A 20,841-nucleotide genomic window follows, 5' to 3' on the forward strand; every position below is an offset into this window, starting at 1 on the left:
GACCGTAGAAGCCGCGTGCACTCATCTCGCACCCATTCCGCATCCACTGCCGCTGACCAGGCATAATTCCGGGCCATGATGGACAAGCCCCAGGGCATCAGCGACTCCGACGTCCGCCAGGCACTCACCGCTGGATGGGGCATCACCAACCCATCGATGGTGTACCTGCCGGTGGGCGCCGGCGGCTATCACTGGTCAGCGACGGGCGACGACGGCCGCGCATGGTTCGTCACCGTCAGCGACCTGAGCCGCAGCAGCCTCGGGCAGCTCCGGGCGGCGTTCGGCACGGCACACGCGCTGCGCCACGACGCGGGCCTCGGGTTCGTGGTCGCACCCGTGCTGGCCGCCGACGGCACGACAGCCGTACCGCTGGGCGATCGCTACGCGCTCTCGGTGTTCCCGCTGGTGCCCGGTACCGCCGGGCGATTCGGCCGTCACGCGCCGGCCGACCGTGAGCCGGTGCTGCGCCTCCTAGCCGAGTTGCACGAAGCCACGCCGCACGCCCCGGCCGGCGTACCCCGGGCCGACCTGGTTCTTCCCGGCCGGGCCGGCCTCGAAGACGCCCTGGCCTCGGCAGGCACCCCGTGGACCGGCGGCGTGTACTCCGAGGACGCGCGGGCACTGCTCGCCGGGTCGGCGGAGAAGGTCCGGGACTGGCTCGGGACCTTTGACCGGCTCGTGGCGGAGGTCAGGGCCGGGTCGGCCGGCTGGGTCGTCACGCACGGCGAACCGCACCCGGGCAACCTGATCCGGGGCACGGACGGCTTCCACCTCATCGACTGGGACACGGTCCAGCTCGCCCCGCGCGAACGTGACCTGTGGATGGTCGACGGCGACCACGCCGCGTACACCGCGATCACCGGCCACGAGCCCGGCCCGTCAGCCCTCGCCCTCTACCGCCAGTGGTGGGACCTCGCCGACATCGCCATCTACGCCACCGAGCTGCGCGCCCCGCACACGGACACCGAGGACACCAGGGCAACCCTGACATACCTGACCCGGTACCTCAGCTAGCCCAGCCTCGGGCGGCTTCCTCCAGCTTCCGCCAGTGGGACTCGCGGGCGGCGGCTTCGATCGGCTTCTCGTACTCGGCCGTCGTCCCCGTCCGCCCGTCGAGCTGCTCGCGCAGGATGTCGGCGTGCCCCGCGTGCCGGGTCGTGTCGCCGAGGCTGTGGACCAGGATGGTGAAGAGCTGGACCTCTGGCCGGGGCCACCACGGCACATGCCCTGGGGCGTCGGCGGGCAGCCCGGTGATCGTCGCGTCCGCGTGCTCACAGACCAGCCGGTGCAGCTCCAGGATGTCCGCACGGGACTCGTCCTCGGCCGCCCAGTGCTCGCCCTCCCAGGCGCCCGGCGCGTCCCACCGGGGAACCGGCCCGCCGAAAGGCCGCCCGAAGACCTCACCGAAGTACCGCGCGTCCGAATACGCCCGGTGCTTGACCAGCCCGAGCAGATTCGTGCCGGTGGCCGTCAGCGGCCGGCGGATGTCGTACTCCGGCAGCCCGTCGAGCTTCCACACCAGCACCGCGCGCACCTTGCGCAGTTCGCGGTGCAGGTACTCCTTGGCTGGGTCGTCGATCATGCGGCGTAGTCTGCCGCGGCGCCGCGCTGGCCGCCGTCCCCCGGACTCCTACGCCGACACCGCCTCCAGCAGGCTCATGCCGGTGGTGGGCAGCGGCACGACCCGGGCCAGCCGCAGGTCAGCGGCCGCGAGCAGGGCCTCGAACTCCGGCAGTGTCCGCTCCCGCCCGCCGGTCGTCACGAGCATCATGTACACGTCGAACAGCGCGGCGACCCGGTTGTGCTCGGCGTCGGCCTCCGGCAGGTCGAGGACGTGCTCGACGACCAGCAGCCGCCCGCCCGGCCGCATCGCCGCGCGGCAGGACCGGAGGATCGCCAGCGCGTCGTGCTCGTCCCAGTCGTGCAGGACGTAGCGCAGCAGGTGCAGATCGCCCTCGGGTACGGAGACGAAGAAGTCGCCGCCGATCGTCGCGCAGCGCTCGCCCAGCCCGGCGAGCCGGTCGGCGGCTTCGAGAGTGACCTCCGGCAGGTCGTACAGGATGCCGCTCAGCCCGGTCCGGGCGGTGAGGAACGCTTCGAGCAGGCTCCCGTGGCCGCCACCGACGTCCACGATGGTCTGTCCGGGCTCGGTCTCGACCACGTCGAGCAGGTCTGCGGCGGCCAGGGCGATGCCGGAACTCTGGGAGGCGTGCAGGGCCCCGGCCGCCTCGGAGTTCTTGGCGAGATAGTCGAACAGCGGCAGGCCGTGCAGCTCGTCGAACGCGGCCCTGCCGTGCCGGACGGTGCTCGTGAGCGCGTTGAAGGAGTCACCGAACTCGGCACCGAGGATCATCGCGGTCGGCCGGGCCGAGCCGGGTGCGTCCTCCGCGAGCGCGGCACCGAGCGCGGTCCGCCCGTAGCCTTCCGGGCACCGGCTGAACAGCCCGTACTGCTCGAGGAGCCGGAGCACGCGGCCGAGCGGCTCCGGGGCCGCGCCGCAGCGCCTGGCCAGTTCCCCGACGCTGAGCGGCCCGCCGGCGAGCAGCTCCGGCAGCCGCAGTTCAGCCGCTGTGCACACGGCGCGGGAGACGAGGTGTCCATAGAGGAGCCGGCGCAGGGCGACAGCATGGCCAAGTTGCTCATTCATCCGGATTCTCGCATCCTCCATTGACCCCATCCGATCACGCGACTACCTTGCCACATCGACACGTATCCGCGTCGCGGCGGATTCCACTGTGGAGAAAAGGAACCCCGTCGTGCACAACGAAACCCCGCTGACCTCTGACGACCTCACCCTGCTGCTGTTCGGTGCCGCCGCCTTCCAGCAGCTGCGGGCCGGGTGCGAGCTCGGTCTCTTCGACCTGCTGCACGCCGAGCCCGGCCTGACCGCCGACGCGATCGGGCACCGGCTCGGGCTGGCCGAGCGGGCGTGCGACACGCTGCTGCTCGGTACGACGAGCCTGCGGCTGACCACTGTGGACGGCGGAGGGTACCGCAACGCCGGTGTCCTGGAAGACCTGTTCGCGGCCGGGGACTGGGAGCGCTTCGGTCACGTGGTCGGCTTCGAGCAGTACGTCGTCTACGCCGGCCAGGCCGACTACACCGAGTCCCTGCGCGCGAACACGAACGTGGGCCTGCGCCGAGTACCGGGGCAGGGCGAAGGGCTCTACCGGCGGCTCGCCGAGGACCCGTTCCTGAGCGGGGTGTTCTACCGGTACATGCGCTCGTGGTCGGAGCTGGCGAACCGTTCGCTGGTCGAGCGGGTGGACTTCAGCGGCGTCCGCCGGGTACTCGACGTCGGCGGCGGCGACGCGGTCAACGCGCTCGCGCTCGTCGAGGCGTACCCGCATCTGGAAGTGACCGTCCTGGACCTGCCGGAGAACCTGGACGTGCCGCGCAGGCAGATCGCCGAGGCCGGCCTCACCGGGAAGGTCCACGTCCACGCCGCCGACATGCACACAGATCCCTTCCCCGGCGGGCACGACCTGGTGCTGTTCAGCCACCAGCTGGTCATCTGGACGCCGGAGGAGAACGTCGCGCTGCTGCGCAAGGCCCACGCCGCGCTCCCGCCGGCCGGCCAGGTGGTCATCTTCAGCTCCATGTCGGCCGACGACGGTACCGGGCCGGTGATGGCCGCGCTCGACAGCGTCTACTTCGCGGCGATCCCGGCGGAGGGCGGCATGATCTACCCCTCGGGCCGGTACCTGGGCTGGGCGAAGGAAGCCGGCTTCGACCAGGCCGAGTTCATCGACTGCTCCGCGTGGACCCCGCACGGCATCGTGACGGCGACCCGCGCCTGAGCTGCCGCCAGCTGCTGGCCGCCCGTGGAGACGGGCGTCACAGCAGGGGCATGTCACGGGCTGGCGGGGCTGTCTCGTCTCGGGTGTGTAGCCAACACCGCAACGGGACGGAGCACATCATGGAAGCCCGGCTCAACCTCTTCGCCAGCCCGGCCACCGGCAAGGTCTTCAAGCACCTCCTGGCTGCGGGCAAGGCCCTCACGGACTCGGGCCTGCCACTCGCCACCCAGGAACTCGTGAAGATCCGCGCCAGCCAGATCAACGGCTGCGCCGTCTGCCTCGACATGCATTCCAAGGAGGCGGCTGCGGCCGGTGAGACCGCGCTGCGGCTGAACCTGGTCGCGGCGTGGCGGGAGGCCACGGTCTTCACCGACGCCGAGCGCGCGGCCCTTGAGCTGACCGAACAGGGTACCCGCGTCGCCGACGGCGCCGGCGGGGTCTCCGGCGAGGTCTGGGCGAACGCGGCGAAGCACTACGAGGATGACCAGCTCACTGCGCTGGTCATCCTGATCTCACTCATGAACGCCGTCAACCGGCTGAACATCATCACCCAGCAGCCAGCCGGCGGCTACGAGGTCGGCATGCTCCACTGAGCCGCCAGTACTGGTGGCCCGTTCAGCGGGCCACCAGCGCCCAGGCCAAGGCGGGCAGCATGGTCAGCGGGGCGCCCAGCCTGACGAGCTGCCACAGCCACACCCGGCTGGGACGGGCCTTCGTCACGCCCGTGTGCGCGATCAGCCAGACAAGCAGGGTCAGGAACGCGCCCCAGCCGCCACGGACCGTGCCACTGCGGAACGCGCCGCCGCCGGGGATGCTGGCCAGCAGGTCAGCCATCCAGGGCTCGTGCGTGCCGCCCCGGTGGCGGATGTCCATGAACATCAGGGCGAACAGGCACGCCACCACCGCCGGGGCCGCGAACCACCAGGGGCGCAGGGTCGCGGCCGTCGCCAGGACCAGCGCCGTGGCCCACACCGCCCAGCCGGCGACGGCCATCGCCAGCGGTCGGCCGCTGGCCAGTTCACTGGCCTGACGGGCGTACCAGGGCACCAGCACCTCCCTGGCCTCGAAGAAGGCGGCGCAGAGTACGAGCAGCAGCACCCCGCCGCCACAGCACGCGGCCAGCATGACCGAGCCGGCGGCCCACCCCTTCGGACTACTCACGCTCCCAGTACCTCACGGCCGAGCCCGCCGTGGGAGGCTGCCGTCCCGGGAGGAGTGGTCCGTCACCGGCGGCCGGGTGCTGGTCGCGGCCATGGGGCAGCGGGGCGGGGCGGCGAACCGGATCCGGCGTGAGCTGCGGGGCGTGGAGAGGAGTCCATCGTGAAGCTCCGGGCGGCACTGGGAAATCTAGAGCGTGCCTGACGGCATCCGTCAGGCACGCCGCTGGTCACACCACTAGTACTGGACGGCGATGGTGCGGGCCTGGCCGTCGATCCGGACCAGCCCGCCGAACGGGATGATCACCTGAGGGTCGGTGTGCCCGAGGTCCAGGTCGAAGACGATCGTCGCGTCCGGGTTGTACGCCGCCATCGCCTCCAGGACCGCGCCGCGCTGCTCGGCGGCGAAGCTCTCCCGCTCGGCGAGGGTCGTCTGGTTCCGGATGTGCCAGGCCTTCGGGCGGCCCATCAGGAGCGCGGAGAACCGGCCGAGCAGGCCGCGCTCCCCGAGGTTACGGAGCGTGCGGAACACCTCGCCGGCGCCCGGCATCTCCTCACTGGTCTCCAGGAACAGGACGTGCCCGTCCACGTCGCCCGGCGCGGGCATCGCCACGTCCGCCATCGCCAGCCAGGCGACGATCTCCAGGCAGCCGCCCCACGCCGGGGCCTCGATCACCCGGTCCGCCGGCTGGTGCCAGCTCCAGCCCGCCGAGGGGCGCGCAACCGGTTCGGTACCAAGGGCTGCGACGTCAGCCCAGCTCCCCGGCTGGTCGGAGAACGCGGCGGGCTCGGGCAGCTCGTACCAGCCCGGCTCGAACAGCGCCGCGCGCAGCGAGGCCATGCTGACCGGGTGCGTCGCCCCGCCCCGGCCCAGGTGCACCATGATCGAGCCACCGTGGAACCCGACGACGCCGGCCTGCCACAGGAACGCGAGCAGGTTCGTGTTGTCGGAGTACCCGAAGAAGGGTTTCGGATTCGCGCGCAGCAGGCCGGCGTCGAGGTGCTTGAGGACGGTGATCTGGTCGTCGCCGCCGATCACCGACAGGATCGCCGTGATCTCCGGGTCGGCGAACGCGGCGTGCAGGTCCCGCGCCCGGTCGGCGGGTGAGGCGTGCGGATCCCGCGTCGTCGGGTACTCCACCGGCACCAGCCCCAGCTCGTCCCGCAGCCGGGCGATACCCAGCTCGTGGACGTGCGGGAAGGTGTGCGGCAGCCGGCCGGTCGATGGCGACACGATCGCCACCCGGTCGCCGGGCTTCGGCTTGGGCGGGTAGACGCGCGCGCTGGGCGATTCGGTAACCATGCCCGCACACAGTAGTGACCGCCTCCGGCATCCAGGCGAGCGCCGTAGCCGGGCTTTATACCTGGTCACGCCGTCGGATAGACGACAATCGACGGCCAGCTATGGCGTGGTTACCCTGGGGCTCGGGGGAGCCGGGTTGCGGGGGTTGCCACAGAGGAGAACCGTTGATTCGCACCGTGCTCGGACATGAACAGACGCTCTGGCGCGGCGCTCTCGGTACTGTGGTCGGCGGCGAGGAGGACCTGGTGGTCGTCGCCGAGGCCGGCCTGACCGACGAGGTCCTGGCGGTGGCTCTCGCCCAGCGGCCCGGTGTGGTGGTGCTCGATGTCGCGCTGCCGGGCTCTGTCGACGTCGACGGCCTGTGCGAGACGCTGTGCGTGGCGCTGCCCGAGTCCGGGATCCTCGTCCTGGTGGACCGGCGGACCGGCCCGGGTGTCGCCGGCAACCTGACGCGGATGGCCCCGCGGGTGGGCCTGCTGGCCACGGACGCCTCGCCCCGGCAGCTCGTGGACAGCATCCGGGAACTCGCGGCCGGCCGGCCGGTACTCGACATCGAGTTCGCGGTGGCCGCGCTGTCGGCGGACAGCAATCCCCTCACCGACCGTGAGCGCCAGGTACTCCGTAAGGCGATCGACGGGTCACCGGCGCGGGAGATCGCGGCCGAGTTGTTCCTCAGCACCGGTACGGTCCGCAACTACCTGTCCAGCGCCGTGGCGAAGATCGGCGGGCGCAACCGGATCGAGGCTATCCGGATCGCTCAGGACGCCGGCTGGGTCTGATCGGCGCCCGCGTGCCAGTGGCCGAGGAGTTCGCGGTACAGGGGCGAGGTGGCCACGAGCGTGTCGTGTGTGCCTGCCACGGCCGTCGAGCCGTCGAGGACGAGCACTCTGCGGGCTCGCAGTGCCGAGCTCATCCGGTGCGCGATCACGACGAGGGTCCCGCCCCGGGCCGCGAAGGCCGCCTCGGCGTGCCGTTCGGCTACGGGGTCGAGGTGGCAGGTGGCTTCGTCGAGGACGACGAGGGGCGCGCCGGCGAGGTAGGCGCGGGTGAGGGCGAGCAGCTGGCGTTCTCCCGCTGACAGCTCCGCCGGGGTGACGTGCCCGGTGAGGCCGCCGAGGCGGGCCACGAGGTCTGCGGCTCCGACGGCGCGCGCCGCGGTCAGGAGTTCGGCGTCGATCGCGTCCGGGCGCAGGTAACAGAGATTTGCTCTGACGGTGTCGCTGAAGACGTACGCCTCCTGGGGGATCAGCACGCGCATGCCTGCTGGCAGGCGGGTTACCGTGCCGTGTTGTGGCTCCAGCATGCCGCAGAGCAGACCGGCCAGTGTGGACTTCCCGGCTCCGCTGGCGCCCACCACCGCCAGGTACTCACCTTCGGGCAGGTCGAGGGTGAGGTCGCGGAGGACAGGCTCGGAGTGCGGGCCGTAGCGGAACGTGAGACCTCGAAGCGATACGGCGTAGCCATCACTCTCAGGCGTGCTGCGTGGTGGCGTGGGTGCGGCGGCTGAGGTGTCGAGGATCCGCGCCAGGGTGACGACGAAGCGCAGGCCACCGCCGCCGAGGCCGTGCACGAGCGCGCCGAGGGCGGGCTGGAGTCCAGTGAGGACATACGTGAGCCCGCCGAGGATCGCACCCGTCGTGAGGCCCTGACCGGCCAGCCACGGACCGCCGAGCAGCAGGGCGAGCAGCGGACCCCAGCCGCCCACGGCGAAGCAGAGCGTGCGGAGCGCGGCCACCTTCGCCAGCGCCCGTTCGGCGGCTGCCTGCCGGGCGATCGGCCCGGCGGTGAGCGCGCGGGCGTGGTCCTGGCCGCCGCAGCCGGCGATGTCGCGGGCACCGGCGATGACGCGGCCCGCCACGACAGAGAGCCGCTCATCGGATTCCACATAGGCCCGCTGCCGGGCGGCAGCCAGGTTCAGCGTCACCGCGAACAGGCCCAGGCCGAGCAGGAACGGCGGAACGACCAGCAGCAGGATGCCAGGGGCGAGGGACGCGAGTCCGGCCAGCGCTCCGAGTACGGTGACCACGAAGCCACGGAGCACGACGATGATCCCCGCGTAGGTGTCCCGGACGATCTCGACCTGGTGCGTGAGCCTGGCTACCGCGCCGTCCTCCGGGTGCCCTGCCGATCCTCGTCGTAGTGCTCCGCCGACGACGTGCCGGACGAGCTGGTCGCGGAAGGGCTCGACGAGTTCGCCGAGGCGCCGGTACACCTGGCGGGCGCCGAGCGCGCCGATCCCGCAGGCCGCCAGCAGCGCACCGAGCCAGGCGAGCCCGGTCAGCGGTTCGCCTGCGAGGAAGCCGTCGTCGACGGCGCGGGCGATCGCCAGCCCCGAGAGGGCGGCAGGCAGTGCCTCCGGGATCGACCAGCCCAGGAACGCCGCGGCCGGGCGGCGGCGTAGTGACCGGGCGGCGCAGGCCAGTTCGCGTCTCATCCGTACACCGCGCGGTACTCGGGATCTGCCCACAGCACCACGTGCGGGCCGGCTTTCCTGACGCGGCCGCCGTCCAGCCAGACGACCAGGTCGGCGCGGGCGGCTGTCGAGACCCGGTGCGTGACGATGAGCCTGGTCCGGTGGCCGTGGTCCTCGGTGAGGGTGCGGCTGATGCGCATCTCGGTCACGGTGTCCAGGCTGGACGTCGCGTCGTCGAGGACGAGGAGCCGGTCGGCGTGCCAGGCCCGGGCCAGGCCGAGCCGCTGCGCCTCACCGCCGGACATGGGCGCGTCCGCGAGCGCCGTGCCGTAGCCCTCCGGGAGCCGCGTGATGAAGTCGTGCGCACGGGTGGCTTCCGCTGCGGCGCGGAACGACGGGCGGCCCATGCCGATCGCGTCCGCGATGGTGTCCCCGACGAGCACCGGGCGTTCGAAGGCGCAGCCGATCCGTGACCGCAGCTCGGCCCGGCTCAGTTCGGCAAGCGGCACGCCGTCCAGCAGGATCTCGCCGGAGTGGGGGTCGCGCAGCCGCGCGGCGAGTGCCGCCAGGGCCGATTTCCCGGCGCCGGATCTGCCGACGACGGCCACGGCCAGGCCGCCGGGCAGTTCCAGGTCGATGCGCAGTCCCGGCACGCTCACCCCACGGAAAACCAATCTTCCTGTACCCGCTGGCAGCACCCGGTCCCCGTACCGGACGGGCGGGAGGGCTGTGATCTCACCGGCCCTGGCCGCGCCGGCCCTGGCCCTGGCGAACGCGCCGAGCAGCCCCGTGAGCCCGCCCAGCCCGGCACCCTGGGCCGCGTACTGGCCGGCCGCGAAGAGTTCCCCTGGCGTGATCCGGCCGTCCACCAGGGACAGTCCGCCGGTCGCGAGGACGGCGACGAGGACGAGCGGGCCGGCGATGGTGCCCTGCGCTCCGGTACGGGCCAGGACGCGCCACACTCGGGTGCCGTGCTCGTGCAGCTCGGGCAGTGGCCGCAGGATCCGCCGTTCTTCCAGCTCGGCGGTACCGGAGGCGGCGATCGTGCGGATGCCGGCCAGCGCCTCGGCGAGCCGTCCGGCGATGTGGCCCTGCACCGTCAGGTACCGGCTGGCCGCTTCCGCTGTCCGCTGGCTGAACGTCCGCAGCACGAGTGCCACCAGGCCCAGCCCGGCGAGGAACGCGACGGCCAGCCACGGATCGAGGACAGCGAGCAGGCCCAGGCTGCCGACCGGCGGCAGGACGGCCGCGCCCAGCACCATCAGGCTAGGCCCGGCCTGCGCGGCGGTGGCCGCGTTGCCCGACACCCGCGTGACCAGGTCCCCGGCCGCGAACGCCCGGCAGCGTTCCGGTTCGACGTCGAGCAGGTGCGACAGGAGCCGGCCCCGCAGCCAGGCGGTCGTGCTCGCGACACAGGCGGTGGAGGAGTACGTACCGGCGAGGTCGCAGGCGACGCTGACGGCGACGAGCGCGGCTGCCCAGGCCAGCCAGACCCGGGTACCGGTGCCGCTGGCCATGGCGTCGACGGCCCGGCCGAGCACGGCGGGCAACGCCAGGCCCGCCGCCGACCCGCCCAGCGAGGTGAGGGCGATCAGGGGCAGCCAGCCGCCGCCGCGACGCGCGATCTCGCCGATGCCGGTCACATAGACTCCTCTGTTACGGCAGCGGCCCCGGACGAGCGTGAATCGTCCGGGGCCGCTGTCAGCACACCGCAGGTACTAGTGGCAGATCAGCACGCTGAGGCCGCTGGAGCCACCGCACAGGGTGACGCTCAGGTTGCTCGGGCAGCTGTGGCCGCTGGTGCTGCTGCCGCCACCGCGGGTCTGCGGCGGGGTCTGCATGCCCTGCAGGTCAAGAAGTGCCATCTCGTACTCCCTAGTTGTGTGGTGAGCCCGCACCGGACGGCGCGGGAGCCTGTGGGGCCGGTACCGGCCCGAGGAACGGAGCCGCCACCGGCTCGTCGTGCAGTACCGTGCCCAGCGCGAGCAGCACGCCAGCCGTACCGGTGGCCAGATCCATCGACAACCGCAGCAGCCCGGTACCGGGGAAGGCCATGCCCCCGCCGTAGGGCAGCGCGTGCCAGGCCAGCCCGCGTACCTGCCGCCGGACGAGCGGGTCGGCGAGCCGGTCGCCCGGCCGCGCCGCGAGGTAGTGCAGGACGCCGGCCCGGCCGGAGAACAGCCCCGGCAGGATGTACATCGGCGAGCTGGCCGCCAGCTCGATACCCCGGCTGGCCTCCGCGAACTGCTCGTCGGGCCGGCGCGCCAGGTACTCGCCGAGCACCAAGCCGATCCCGATGCTGCCGACGTCGAGGTACGGCATGGTCCGCCAGCCCTCGTCGACCTCCAGCACGCCGTTGTCCCGCACGCGGCACCGGCGCAGGTCAGCCCGGAGCGCCACGGCGGCCTGGTCGAGGTACCCGGAGTCGCCCGTGTCGTCGTAAGTGCGCAGGAGCAGCAGTGCCCGGCCGGCGCCACCGCGCATCAGCCCGGCGTACGGCTCCCGGCCGCCGCTCGTCGTGCCGCCCGTGTCGCGGTCGTTGTGCGCGGCGACCAGCTCGGCCGCACGGTGCGCGGCAGCCCGTAGCCTGGGGTCGCCGGTCTGGCCAGCCAGGTACAGCAGGTTCAGGCCCGCGCCGGCCAGGCCACCGGACAGGTCGGGGCCGAGCGCCTCCCAGTTCTCGCGGAGGAACACGTCGACGGCGTCGAGGGCCTCCTGCCGGTACCCGAGCTCGCAGAGCGTGAACGCCGCGCCGTGCAGGCCGTCGTACAGGCCTAGGCGGGTGCCGGCGCGCGGGTTCGCGACCCGTTTCAGCAGCCATTCCTCGAACTGCGGGTACCGGCCGGCCCCGGTGGCCGCCAGCGCGTACAGGACACCGGACGCGCCGTGCGCCAGGCCCAGCCCGCCGACCTCGAACTGCTCCGGGTCGCCGGGGAACAGCCGGTCGTCACGGCCGGGCGTGGCACTGGCGACGATCGCGCGGGCCAGGTCGTCACGGAGCTGCGGCCAGCCCGCCGGGTCCGGTTCGATGCGCGGACTCGGGCCGGCCGTGACCTCCGGCGGGGCGATCAGGTCGACGGCAGGAGTGAGGAAGGCAGCAGGTACAGGAAAATGCTCTTGAATGATCTCGGCGTAGTGCCGGGCCTTGAGCCGGTGCAGCCACAGCAGGTTGGTCATCGGCAGGAACAACGCCAGGCGCAGGCAGGCGAGAGAATACAGGTCCACATCGAAGCCGGTCATGGCGCGCGGAGCCGAGAAGCCCTGGTTGCCGAGGCCCGCCCGCTTGGCCTCCTCGACCGGCGAGGCGACCTCGAAATCCAGCAGAGTCACCCCGCCGTCGTCGCCGACCATGACGTTGAACAGGTGCAGGTCGCCATAGACCACGCCGCGCTCGTGCACGGCGGCGATCACGCTGGCCACCTGACGGTGGATGTCCATCGCCCAGGTGGTGTAGGCGTCGAAATCGTCCGGGCCTGCCAGCGGATCGGCCAGCGGATAGCGGCTGACGAGCGCCGCGCTGAGCACCTGCCCGCCCACGTGGTCCATCACCAGGAAACAGTGCTCGCCGACGGTCAGGAGGTCATGAGCGCGCGGAATGCCGGGAATGCCCTCCAGCCGGCGCAGCATCGCGAACTCGGCCTCCACCCGCCGCACCGCGTCCTGTCCCCACGCGTCCAGCCCGGCGTGCGGCCGGCCCTCCTTGAGGACCACCCGCTCCCCCGTCCTGGTGTCCTCGCCGGTGTAGATCCCGCCGCCGTTGGAGAAATGCAGAACACCATCGATCGTGTACGGCAGATCGGCGACTGTCACCGCCGCGCGGGCAGCCAGGTGCGGGGCGAGAAACTCGGGCAGTGTCACCCACGGCGGCGTCTGGAACACCGGGTCACGCCGATCGGGCACGAGATTGCCGTCGGGATCAGCGATCGCGCCGACGACCTCGCCGGTAGCTTCGTCCACAGTGTACCGATTGACGAAGGCCCCGTAGCGCACGTGCAACGGCCCGCTCCCCCACCGCAGATCCGTGAGGATGTACGGGTTGGGCACGCCATCGAGAATCCTGCCAAGCTCGGTCAGGATCGTCTCGCACCCGGCGTCATCGGCCGGGTAGATGGTGACGAGTTTCCCGCTGAACCCGCGCGGCGCGTACTTCGACAGCCGGGCCGTCAGCGCGCCCGCCGACCGCAGGAACTTGAAGCCGATCCCGCGCGGCACGCAGTAGTCCCACACCGCGTCGAGTACCTGATCGGCGCTGCCCAGCGCGGCCGAGGCGTGGATCTTCCAGCCCTGCTCCGGCAGCCGCCGGCCCCGCTGGGGGCGGAACACCAGCCAGTCGTCCTGCTCGTGCCGGTACCAGCCGTCCGGCAGCGCGCGATCGGCGACGGGGAACGAGGATCCGGCAGTGGCCTCCGAGTGCATGGCGTCGTAGAACGACGGATCCGCCATGCTGAATGCCTCATACCGGTCGTCCATGCCCAGCCCTCGTTTCCCGCCGACACTGCTGCCGCAATCCACTATCCGGGTACGGCTGGAGGGGAGATAGTGCGTGACGTCATGCTTCGGCCGTGAAGTCCTCATTGGATTTTCATGGGCTTTTCATGGCCGGAAAGAGGTTTGGCGCAGGTGGCCGGCTGGGTAGAAACCGCCGCCTTCGGACCCCACTCCCTTACTTCACCGACCCCAGCTCCCGCAAGAACCGTCCGGGTGATGTGACGCCCATTACCTACTCGCTAGTATCGTCAAGATTATCTATCTAAACACGACAGCTAGGGGCAGTAGTGGGAAAGAGCAGCAAAGTCGTCATCCCGCTCGCGGCACTGGGCGCGCTGCTGGTGGCCTCGGCGGCCGTCCTGAACTGGGTGGTGGTGCCCGGAAGCAAGCAGCTGCCCGAGGACACCAACACGACCCGGCAGTTCAGCGGCACCGCCAAGTACCTGCTGAATCCTCAGGCTGTGGCGGCCGGCGACCTCGCCAACGCGCTGCTGAGCAACGTGCCGGTCACCGCTGAGCGTACGGTCAAGGTGCAGGCCACCGACGGCGACGCCGCGAAGGTCTCCGACCTGCGGAGCCTGAAGGGCCCCACCGGCCAGGAACTCGGCAAGAGCGACACCACCTACGCTGTCGACCGCAAGACCCTGGAGAAGGCCGGCAAGAAGCCCGCCGGCTGGACGGTCACCGACCACCAGGGCCTCACCGTCAGCTGGTCGATCGGCGCGGAGAAGAAGGAATACACCGCCTGGCTGAACGAGACCAAGACGACCACCGCGGTGAAGTTCGTCCGCGAGGAGACCAAGGGCGGCGTCTCGTCCTACGTCTACGAGGCCACCTCCGCTGCGGCCCCGATCAAGGACGAGCAGGTGCTCGCGGCCCTGCCCAAGGCCCTGCCGGCCAAGGCGCTGGCCGCGCTGGCCCCGAAGCTGCCCATCCCGGACTCCGCGAAGGGACAGCTCAGCCAGGCGCTCCCGGCCCTCGGTGACCCGGTGCCGCTCAGCTACACCTACGAGGTCAAGTCGTCCTACTGGGTCGAGCCCGCCACCGGGCTGGTCGTCGACACCGAGCGGACCGAGATCCGCAAGGTGGTCATCGGCGGCTCGCTCGCCGTGCCGATCTACGAGGTGAGCACCAAGTTCACCGACGCGAGCGTCACCGCCGCAGCCAAGGACGCCACGGACAAGCGCGACAGCCTCAACACCTACGGCAAGACCCTGCCGCTGGGCCTGCTGGTCGCCGGGCTGGTCGCACTCGCCGCCGCGGCTGCCGCCGGCATCATGGGACGCCGTCGCACGGAGTAACAACAGCAGATTGCCTTGGTATCCGGTGCCGCCGGGCCAGATCGTGGGAGGCGAACAGGCCGAGGGAACGGGAGCCCGGACATGGACACCACCGCCACACTGGACGACGAACTCAGTAAGAGGCTGCTACACGAACGGATCATCGTGCTCGGATCCGATGTCGAGGACCCGGTCGCCAACCGGATCTGCGCACAGCTCCTGGCACTGTCCGCGGAGGACCCGCGCCGCGACGTCGCGCTGTTCCTCAACTCGCGAGGCGGATCGGTACTCGCGGGGCTGGCGATCTACGACATGATGCAGCTCATCCCCAACGACGTGACCACCGTGGCGATGGGACTGGCCGGGAGCATGGCGCAGTTCCTGCTGTGCGCGGGGACGCCGGGCAAGCGGTACGCCCTGCCCAACGCGCAGATCCTCATGCACCAGGGATCCGCAGGCCTGGGCGGTACCGCCGCCGACGTGGAGATCTACGCCAGCCAGCTGGAGCGGATCAGCACCGTGATGAGCACGCTGACCGCCGGGCACACCGGGCAGCCGGTCGCGACGATCAAGCAGGACGGGCTGCGGGACCGCTGGTTCAACGCCCAGGAGGCGCTCGAATACGGGATGGTCGACCACCTCGTCGAGAGCATCGACGACATCCGCCCCGGCACGGTCAAGCACCGGATGGGGGTGTAGGGCGTCATGGGCCAGTACACCATTCCCACCGTCGTCGAGCGGACCTCGCGCGGCGAGCGCGCCTACGACATCTACTCGCGGCTGCTGTCGGAACGGATCATCTTCCTCGGCACGGAGATCACCGACGACGTCGCCAACGTGATCATCGCGCAACTGCTGCACCTGCAGTCCGAGAGCGCCGACCTGGAGATCGCGTTCTACATCAACTCGCGGGGCGGCTCCTACAGCGCGCTGACCGCGATCTACGACGCCATGCAGTACGTCCGGCCGGACGTCGCCACGTTGTGCGTCGGTCAGGCGTCCTCGGCTGCGGCCGTGCTGCTGGCTGCGGGCACACCCGGCAAGCGTGCGGTACTCAGGCACGCCAAGGTGGTGCTGCACCAGCCGTCCACCGAGGAGGGTTCCTTCGACGTCGCCCAGGGAACGCTGCCGGACCTGGCGATCCGGGCACAGGAGGTGTCCCGGGTGCGGGCCGAGATGGACGACATCCTCAGCCGGCACACGGGCCACCCGGTGCAGAAGATCCACCACGACATCGACCGGCACAAGACGTTCAGCGCCGCGGAAGCCGTCGAGTACGGCCTGGCCGATGCCGTCATCACCTCGGTGAAGGCAGTACCGGGAGGCTAGGCGGCCAGGGCGTAGGCGTCGCCGGGGCGGGGGGCCGGCGGCGCCGCCGTCTCGAAGCGCCCCGAGGTCAGCCGGCGCACCGGAGCAGCCGTGACCACACTGTTCGCCGCCGAGAGCTGGAAGGCGACGGCGACGAGCAGGTCCGGCAGCTCGACGCCGAGCGCCGCGCACAGGGCAGCGAGGACCTCTGACGAGACCTCCTTCAAACCGCGCTCCACCTCGGACAGGTACGGCATGGAGACCCGCGCCTGCCGCGCGACCTCGGCCAGGGTGCGGCCCTGTTCGAGCCGGGTGCGCCGCAGCTCGTCGCCCAGCGCCGAGCGCAGCAGCACACGGCGCGGTGTGACCTGAGGACGAGCACGCTCCGCCGGATTCAGCATGAGACCTTTATACCGACGAGGCCAGGCCCAGACAGCCGACTTCGCTACGGGCAGACAAGGGCGCTGTCCAGGGGCTGGAGCGCTCCATGTAAGAAAATCGCAAATCGCTTCCGGTGTACCCGATACTCACTTGCCCGGTTCGTCCGGCCAGGCCGGGATGGGAACCCCTCGTAACGGCGCACGGAACCCGGAAACGGCGGATCACTGGCGGCCTGCGGCACGGGATGAAACAGCCACCTGCTGGGTATGCCACTGGTGAGGCCAGCCAGGTCCCGCGTTCCTCCAGTCACGGAGTGCGCGCCATGTTGGGTCACGAGGATCAGCGGCGGCTCGACGCGATCGAACGCCAGCTCGAAGACGACGATCCCGCCTTCGCAGCCCGGATGCGCCGCAGGCGCCGGCGGGTTTCACCATCCCTGGTCGCCGTGTGCCTGCTGTTGTGGATGGCGACGCCGTCGCTGGGACTGGCCTTCGGCTGGCAGGCGGCACTGGGATCCGGGGCGCTCCTGTGCGTGCTGTTCGCCGTCACGATGCGGACCTTCCGGCACCGGCCCGGCCGGCCGCCGAGCGGAGCCTGAGGGACCTCGGCGCTGGCAGCCAGCCTCCATAGTGGACCCATCGGCGGTGAGTGCCTGGGGACTCAGACTCAGCCTGGCCGGCGCGCCCGTCAGGGGCGCACCGGCCAGGTTCAGTTGTGCTGCATGGTGCGTTTTCCGTGGTGCGTCTTCCGTGGTGTTCAGCCGGTGGCCAGCAGCGCCTCCAGGGCTTCGGCCGTGGCCGGGTAGCGGCTGGCCAGCTCAGCGCCGCCGGAGCCAGTGCCGGAGCCCGGCTCCGCCCAGCCACCCTCGCAGCCGAGCAGGGCCGCAAGCGCGTCGCAGGTGTCTGGATGGGCAGCCAGAAGCGCGAGCCCGTTCGGGGTACCCGGGCGGGCGACCGGGAACGCCACCGGCTGTTCCGGTGCGCGCCACGGCGGGGTCCACGTGTCGAGCGCGCCGAGCCTGCCGGGGAAGACCCGGCCAGCCTCGCGGATCAGCAGCGGGGCGAACTCCGAGCCGCTCGACCGGAGCGTGCTGATCAGCGTGGGCAGCCACGGGAGCAGGACGGGGTCCGGCAGCCGGGCGAAGGCGTTGGACACCGCCTCCACCACGAAGTCCGTCAGCCCCGGGACCGGCTCCAGTGCCTGCACGAACCCGCTCAGGTACTTCGGGTACGCCGGGAGCACCAGCGGGTTGCCGAGCAGCTCGTCGCACCTGGCGCGCAGCTCGGCCCGGGTGATCGTGCCGAGCTGCACCTGTGCCGCCCACAACAGGGCCACCCTGGCTGGTTCCTCCGGGTGTGACTGGGCGACGGCCAGCTCGAGCTGGGTCCGGTCGCAGCCCAGTGACAGGGCCAGGCTCTCCATGCTGAACAGGAAGCCGAGCATGGCCGCCACCTGCCGCACGGTCGCGTCCTCGTTCGTGAACGCGGTCGGCAGCAGGGTGCAGTAGTGCGCGTACCCGGCCTTGACGAACGACTCGATCCACGCGGGCAGCACGGGCTCGGCTGTCCGGTAGTACCCGAGCAGGCGGCGGATGCGGCGGAGCACCTCTGGTGCCCCGTCCACACTCCGCTCGGCAGCCAGCACCTCGAGCGCCCTGGTACCCAGCTCGTCGGCGAGGCGGCGGCTGCGCAGGTACAACGTGGCGTCCTCGACGGCCTGGAGGACGGTGGCCGTGTCGGCGTCCGGCTTGTACGCCGTCCGCCGCAGCCGCTGTTCGAGGACCTGCTCGATGCTGACGCCCTCGTAGCCCAGCTCGATGAGTGCGCGCTGGTGGGTGCCGAGTGCCAGGTCCCACGACTCCTGGATCGGGCGTTCGCCGAGCGAGCGCTCCCCCATGATCGGGCGGGCGGCGCCGGCCGGCATCAGGTACCGCAGCATCCACAGCACGTCCGAGCAGCGTTCCAGCTCGGGCTGGGACGCGATGTCGAGCAGTGCCCGCCGTACCCCGCGCTGGTCCAGCTTGAGGCCGAGCGGGGCGAGCCGGTCGTGGACGTCGCGGGCCAGTGGCGGCAGGGCGTCGTAGCCGACCTGGCCGATCCGGTCCCCGCCCATCATGATCTCGACGAGGCGGCGCACGTCCCGGCGGCCCGGCACCGACTCCTTCTCGATGCAGGTGACGGCGGCGTCGGCGAAGTCGTACGGCGTGGGCCGCGCCCGGTCCCGCATGCCCGCGAGCAGGATCGACGTCTCGAACACCGCGATCGCGTCCGCCGTCGACGCCAGGTACCCGTTGCGCCGGGCAGCCCGCACGATCTCCACCGACCAGCCCAGCAGCTCCGCCTCGTCCAGCCCGTCGATGACCGGCGGCCGTTGCAGGAACCCGGACAGCTGGTCGCCGGCCGGCGCGTCCGGCGTGGCCGCCGGAACAGCACGGGCAGCCGCCTTCTTTGCCGGTTTCTTCTTCGCCCCGGACTGTCCAGTGAGGACGAAGGGCTGCACCCCGGTGCGGCTGAGGTTCTTCGCCCATGTGGTGGCGGCGATCGACACGGAGCCGGCCGCCAGCCCGAACTGCGCCTCGATCGACGCGTGACTGGACGGGATCAGCCCGTACTGCCACTCCGTCGCCGTCCGCTGGCTGATCTCGAACGTGCCGCTGCCCGCGACCCCGAACTCCTCGACCCGGCTGGAGGCGTGGAACGCGCCGCACACGTACAGGCATTCGGCCGGGTCAGCCCCGGTCGCGGCCAGGTGCTCGCGCATCCGCGTCCACATGTAACGCTCGCGGTCCTCGTCGACGGTCACCCGGCGGGCGTCGCCGGGGGCCAGCCGCCGGAACAGGCTGCCGATCAGCAGCATGACCTGCCGGTACGTGTCGTGGTCCGCGTCGCCGAGCGGCAGCTCCACATACTGGTGCCACCACTCCGACCAGTGCCGCACCCGGCCGTGCCGGAGCAGGTGCTCCTCCAGCTCGGCGAACCGGGGCCGCAGGTCACCGATCTCCACGCCGACCGCATCGCCGTGCAGGGCAGCCTCCTCCTCGGCCGCCGGGGCGTCCGGGTCGGCGGGCGGCGGCTCGGAGCGCGGCTCCCACTGGTACACGTGGTCGGAGGACCGGTCGACGAGCACCAGCTCGACACCGGGCGTGTCGAGCGCGTACGCGATGGCCTGGTACTCGGCCGAGGCCTCCGTGATCGGTGCGACGACCGACAGCGGGGACCACTCGGCGGGGAAACCGTCCACTTCGGTCGCGAAGGACTGCACGGCCACCGGCAGGCGGCAGTTGCGCAGCTCCGGCAGCAGCGGGGCCAGATCCTCGCACAGCTCCAGATACACGACCTTCGGCTGCTTCTCGCGGAGGCGGCGGGCCATCGCGATCGCCGAGGCCGGCGAGTGGTGGCAGACCGGGAAGATCTCCAGCGGCTCGCGGACGGCGCGGTCGACGTCGTCCACGATGCCGAGCAGGATGTCCTCAAGGGCGTCAGCGCCGCCGGCGAAGGCTGCGGCCGCCTCGCTCAGCTGGCCGCGCAGCGCGCCGAACGCGCCGCCGTTCACGTCGGGAGCCGCGCTCACGAGAGGGTCGCAATCGCGTCGCGGCCACCCTCCAGGAACTCCGGCCAGGCACCGCCCTCGTCCTTGCTGCGCGGCTCGACGACGCCGTGCAGGTACTTGTTGAGGATCGCCAGGTCCTCCGGGGCGCGCCGGGCCAGCGAGCCGACCAGGGAGGAGGCGAGCGTGCCGGCGTTCAGTGCGCGCTCACCGAAGAAGTTGCTGTGCAGGATCGCGTCCTCCAGGACACCGATCTGCTCCGCTGTGGACAGCGCCGACTCCAGCTTCTCGTCGTCGCTGCCGGCCGCGGCAGCGGAGGCTCGCAGGTCGGCGAAGCTCTGGAGCAGCACGTCGAGCAGGGTCGGCGGCACGTCCAGCTCGATCTGGTGGCGGCGCAGCAGTTCTTCTGTGCGGAAGCGGACGATCTCCGCCTCGCTCTTCTTGTTCGTCACGACCGGGATGCGCACGAAGTTGAACCGGCGCTTGAGGGCCGAAGAAAGGTCGTTGACGCCCCGGTCCCGGCTGTTGGCGGTCGCGATGATCGAGAAACCGGGCTTGGCGAAGACGATGTTGTCGCTCTCCAGCTCCGGCACGGAGATGTACTTCTCCGACAGGATCGAGATCAGCGCGTCCTGCACGTCGCTGGTCGACCGGGTCAGCTCCTCGAACCGGCCGATCGCGCCGCCCTCCATCGCCGTCATGATCGGCGACGGGATCATCGACTCGCGGGACTGGCCCTTGGCGATGACCATCGACACGTTCCACGAGTACTTGATGTGGTCCTCGGTGGTGCCGGCCGTGCCCTGCACCACGAGCGTCGAGTTGCGGCTGATCGCCGCGGCCAGCAGCTCGGCCAGCCAGCTCTTCCCCGTACCGGGGTCGCCGATCAGCAGCAGGCCCCGGTCGGAGGCCAGCGTGACGATCGACCGCTCGACGAAACTGCGGTCACCGAACCACTTCTGCGAGATCTCCCGGTCGAGGCCGTCGGCCCGCTCGGAACCGAGGACGAACAGCCGGACCATCTTCGGCGACAGCCGCCACGAGAACGGCTTCGGCCCGTCGTCGACGGACTCCAGCCAGTCGAGCTCCTCTGCGTACTTGAGCTCGGCGGGGGCGCGCAACAGGTCGGACATAGCAGTGCCCTTCTAGGCAGGAAGAGGAAAAG

At 71.3% G+C, this 20,841-nt stretch carries 19 protein-coding genes; 8 read left to right on the top strand and 11 right to left on the bottom strand.

Going from position 1 to position 20,841, the window contains the following annotated elements:
- Window positions 1-75: 75 nt before the first annotated feature.
- Window positions 76-1,014, top strand: a complete 939-nt coding sequence (locus A3G1_RS0105835; RefSeq protein WP_018348532.1) for a phosphotransferase enzyme family protein — start codon at window positions 76-78, stop codon at window positions 1,012-1,014.
- Here A3G1_RS0105835 and A3G1_RS0105840 read toward each other — a convergent pair.
- Entirely contained in the window at window positions 1,007-1,582 is a 576-nt protein-coding gene (locus A3G1_RS0105840; RefSeq protein WP_018348533.1) for a DinB family protein, read from the bottom strand. The two genes, A3G1_RS0105835 and A3G1_RS0105840, sit on opposite strands and share 8 nt — an antisense overlap.
- A 48-nt stretch (window positions 1,583-1,630) precedes the next feature.
- Complete coding sequence (locus tag A3G1_RS0105845) at window positions 1,631-2,647, bottom strand: methyltransferase (RefSeq protein ID WP_157640935.1); 1,017 nt, start codon at window positions 2,645-2,647, stop codon at window positions 1,631-1,633.
- Between the two features lie 109 nt (window positions 2,648-2,756).
- Between A3G1_RS0105845 and A3G1_RS0105850 the strand changes: the two genes are divergently transcribed.
- The gene (locus A3G1_RS0105850; RefSeq protein WP_018348535.1) at window positions 2,757-3,800 is read left to right on the top strand and encodes a methyltransferase; all 1,044 of its coding nucleotides are present in this window, start codon (window positions 2,757-2,759) and stop codon (window positions 3,798-3,800) included.
- 119 nt (window positions 3,801-3,919) lie between these two features.
- Window positions 3,920-4,393, top strand: coding sequence for a carboxymuconolactone decarboxylase family protein (locus tag A3G1_RS0105855; RefSeq protein ID WP_018348536.1), 474 nt, complete (start codon window positions 3,920-3,922; stop codon window positions 4,391-4,393).
- A gap of 22 nt (window positions 4,394-4,415) precedes the next feature.
- Here A3G1_RS0105855 and A3G1_RS0105860 read toward each other — a convergent pair whose 3' ends face one another.
- Both A3G1_RS0105860 and A3G1_RS0105865 read right to left on the bottom strand, forming a co-directional pair.
- Window positions 4,416-4,961 carry a hypothetical protein gene (locus A3G1_RS0105860; protein WP_157640936.1) on the bottom strand — a complete coding sequence of 182 codons (546 nt, stop codon included), beginning with the start codon at window positions 4,959-4,961 and terminating at the stop codon, window positions 4,416-4,418.
- A gap of 234 nt (window positions 4,962-5,195) precedes the next feature.
- Window positions 5,196-6,260 carry a S66 family peptidase gene (locus A3G1_RS0105865; protein ID WP_018348538.1) on the bottom strand — a complete coding sequence of 355 codons (1,065 nt, stop codon included), beginning with the start codon at window positions 6,258-6,260 and terminating at the stop codon, window positions 5,196-5,198.
- Window positions 6,261-6,436: 176 nt separating this feature from the next.
- Between A3G1_RS0105865 and A3G1_RS0105870 the strand changes: the two genes are divergently transcribed.
- Window positions 6,437-7,039 carry a response regulator transcription factor gene (locus A3G1_RS0105870; protein WP_211216227.1) on the top strand — a complete coding sequence of 201 codons (603 nt, stop codon included), beginning with the start codon at window positions 6,437-6,439 and terminating at the stop codon, window positions 7,037-7,039.
- On the opposite strand, the gene A3G1_RS0105875 is transcribed toward A3G1_RS0105870, so the two are convergent.
- The 4 genes from A3G1_RS0105875 to lanKC form a co-directional block, all read right to left on the bottom strand.
- Window positions 7,018-8,694, bottom strand: coding sequence for an ATP-binding cassette domain-containing protein (locus A3G1_RS0105875; protein WP_018348540.1), 1,677 nt, complete (start codon window positions 8,692-8,694; stop codon window positions 7,018-7,020). The two genes, A3G1_RS0105870 and A3G1_RS0105875, sit on opposite strands and share 22 nt — an antisense overlap.
- Complete coding sequence (locus A3G1_RS0105880) at window positions 8,691-10,316, bottom strand: ABC transporter ATP-binding protein (RefSeq protein WP_018348541.1); 1,626 nt, start codon at window positions 10,314-10,316, stop codon at window positions 8,691-8,693. Before A3G1_RS0105880 ends, A3G1_RS0105875 begins: the two co-directional genes overlap by 4 nt.
- A 75-nt stretch (window positions 10,317-10,391) precedes the next feature.
- The gene (locus A3G1_RS40055; RefSeq protein WP_018348542.1) at window positions 10,392-10,538 is read right to left on the bottom strand and encodes a SapB/AmfS family lanthipeptide; all 147 of its coding nucleotides are present in this window, start codon (window positions 10,536-10,538) and stop codon (window positions 10,392-10,394) included.
- A 10-nt stretch (window positions 10,539-10,548) separates the two neighbouring features.
- Entirely contained in the window at window positions 10,549-13,143 is a 2,595-nt protein-coding gene (gene lanKC, locus A3G1_RS0105890; protein WP_018348543.1) for a class III lanthionine synthetase LanKC, read from the bottom strand.
- 305 nt (window positions 13,144-13,448) lie between these two features.
- Between lanKC and A3G1_RS0105895 the strand changes: the two genes are divergently transcribed.
- The 3 genes from A3G1_RS0105895 to A3G1_RS0105905 all read left to right on the top strand — a co-directional run bounded on the left by A3G1_RS0105895 (window position 13,449) and on the right by A3G1_RS0105905 (window position 15,770).
- Window positions 13,449-14,462, top strand: coding sequence for a porin PorA family protein (locus A3G1_RS0105895; RefSeq protein WP_018348544.1), 1,014 nt, complete (start codon window positions 13,449-13,451; stop codon window positions 14,460-14,462).
- Between the two features lie 81 nt (window positions 14,463-14,543).
- Window positions 14,544-15,140, top strand: a complete 597-nt coding sequence (locus A3G1_RS0105900; protein WP_018348545.1) for a ClpP family protease — start codon at window positions 14,544-14,546, stop codon at window positions 15,138-15,140.
- Window positions 15,141-15,146: 6 nt separating this feature from the next.
- Complete coding sequence (locus A3G1_RS0105905; RefSeq protein WP_018348546.1) at window positions 15,147-15,770, top strand: ATP-dependent Clp protease proteolytic subunit; 624 nt, start codon at window positions 15,147-15,149, stop codon at window positions 15,768-15,770.
- Here A3G1_RS0105905 and A3G1_RS42280 read toward each other — a convergent pair.
- Window positions 15,767-16,150 (bottom strand): helix-turn-helix domain-containing protein, encoded by a 384-nt coding sequence (locus A3G1_RS42280; protein ID WP_051110442.1) that lies wholly within the window; start codon window positions 16,148-16,150, stop codon window positions 15,767-15,769. The genes A3G1_RS0105905 and A3G1_RS42280 overlap by 4 nt on opposite strands.
- 302 nt (window positions 16,151-16,452) lie before the next feature.
- Between A3G1_RS42280 and A3G1_RS33365 the strand changes: the two genes are divergently transcribed.
- Complete coding sequence (locus A3G1_RS33365) at window positions 16,453-16,728, top strand: DUF3040 domain-containing protein (RefSeq protein ID WP_018348548.1); 276 nt, start codon at window positions 16,453-16,455, stop codon at window positions 16,726-16,728.
- 158 nt (window positions 16,729-16,886) lie between these two features.
- On the opposite strand, the gene A3G1_RS0105920 is transcribed toward A3G1_RS33365, so the two are convergent.
- Entirely contained in the window at window positions 16,887-19,700 is a 2,814-nt protein-coding gene (locus A3G1_RS0105920) for a DUF5682 family protein (RefSeq protein ID WP_018348549.1), read from the bottom strand.
- The gene (locus tag A3G1_RS0105925) at window positions 19,697-20,809 is read right to left on the bottom strand and encodes an ATP-binding protein (RefSeq protein ID WP_018348550.1); all 1,113 of its coding nucleotides are present in this window, start codon (window positions 20,807-20,809) and stop codon (window positions 19,697-19,699) included. The genes A3G1_RS0105920 and A3G1_RS0105925 overlap by 4 nt, the downstream gene beginning before the upstream one ends.
- Window positions 20,810-20,841 lie beyond the last annotated feature (32 nt).

The sequence above is a fragment of the Longispora albida DSM 44784 genome, from assembly GCF_000379825.1.
Classification (GTDB): domain Bacteria; phylum Actinomycetota; class Actinomycetes; order Mycobacteriales; family Micromonosporaceae; genus Longispora; species Longispora albida.

Bases quoted from the DNA above. Each gene is read 5' to 3' on its own strand.
- A3G1_RS0105865 (WP_018348538.1), bottom strand. From the start codon at position 6,260: ATGGTTACCGAATCGCCCAGCGCGCGCGTCTACCCGCCCAAGCCGAAG.
- A3G1_RS42280 (WP_051110442.1), bottom strand. From the start codon at position 16,150: ATGCTGAATCCGGCGGAGCGTGCTCGTCCTCAGGTCACACCGCGCCGT.
- lanKC (WP_018348543.1), bottom strand. From the start codon at position 13,143: ATGGACGACCGGTATGAGGCATTCAGCATGGCGGATCCGTCGTTCTAC.
- A3G1_RS0105855 (WP_018348536.1), top strand. From the start codon at position 3,920: ATGGAAGCCCGGCTCAACCTCTTCGCCAGCCCGGCCACCGGCAAGGTC.
- A3G1_RS0105875 (WP_018348540.1), bottom strand. From the start codon at position 8,694: ATGAGACGCGAACTGGCCTGCGCCGCCCGGTCACTACGCCGCCGCCCG.
- A3G1_RS0105925 (WP_018348550.1), bottom strand. From the start codon at position 20,809: ATGTCCGACCTGTTGCGCGCCCCCGCCGAGCTCAAGTACGCAGAGGAG.
- A3G1_RS0105840 (WP_018348533.1), bottom strand. From the start codon at position 1,582: ATGATCGACGACCCAGCCAAGGAGTACCTGCACCGCGAACTGCGCAAG.
- A3G1_RS0105835 (WP_018348532.1), top strand. From the start codon at position 76: ATGATGGACAAGCCCCAGGGCATCAGCGACTCCGACGTCCGCCAGGCA.
- A3G1_RS0105845 (WP_157640935.1), bottom strand. From the start codon at position 2,647: ATGAATGAGCAACTTGGCCATGCTGTCGCCCTGCGCCGGCTCCTCTAT.
- A3G1_RS0105905 (WP_018348546.1), top strand. From the start codon at position 15,147: ATGGGCCAGTACACCATTCCCACCGTCGTCGAGCGGACCTCGCGCGGC.
- A3G1_RS0105900 (WP_018348545.1), top strand. From the start codon at position 14,544: ATGGACACCACCGCCACACTGGACGACGAACTCAGTAAGAGGCTGCTA.
- A3G1_RS33365 (WP_018348548.1), top strand. From the start codon at position 16,453: ATGTTGGGTCACGAGGATCAGCGGCGGCTCGACGCGATCGAACGCCAG.
- A3G1_RS40055 (WP_018348542.1), bottom strand. From the start codon at position 10,538: ATGGCACTTCTTGACCTGCAGGGCATGCAGACCCCGCCGCAGACCCGC.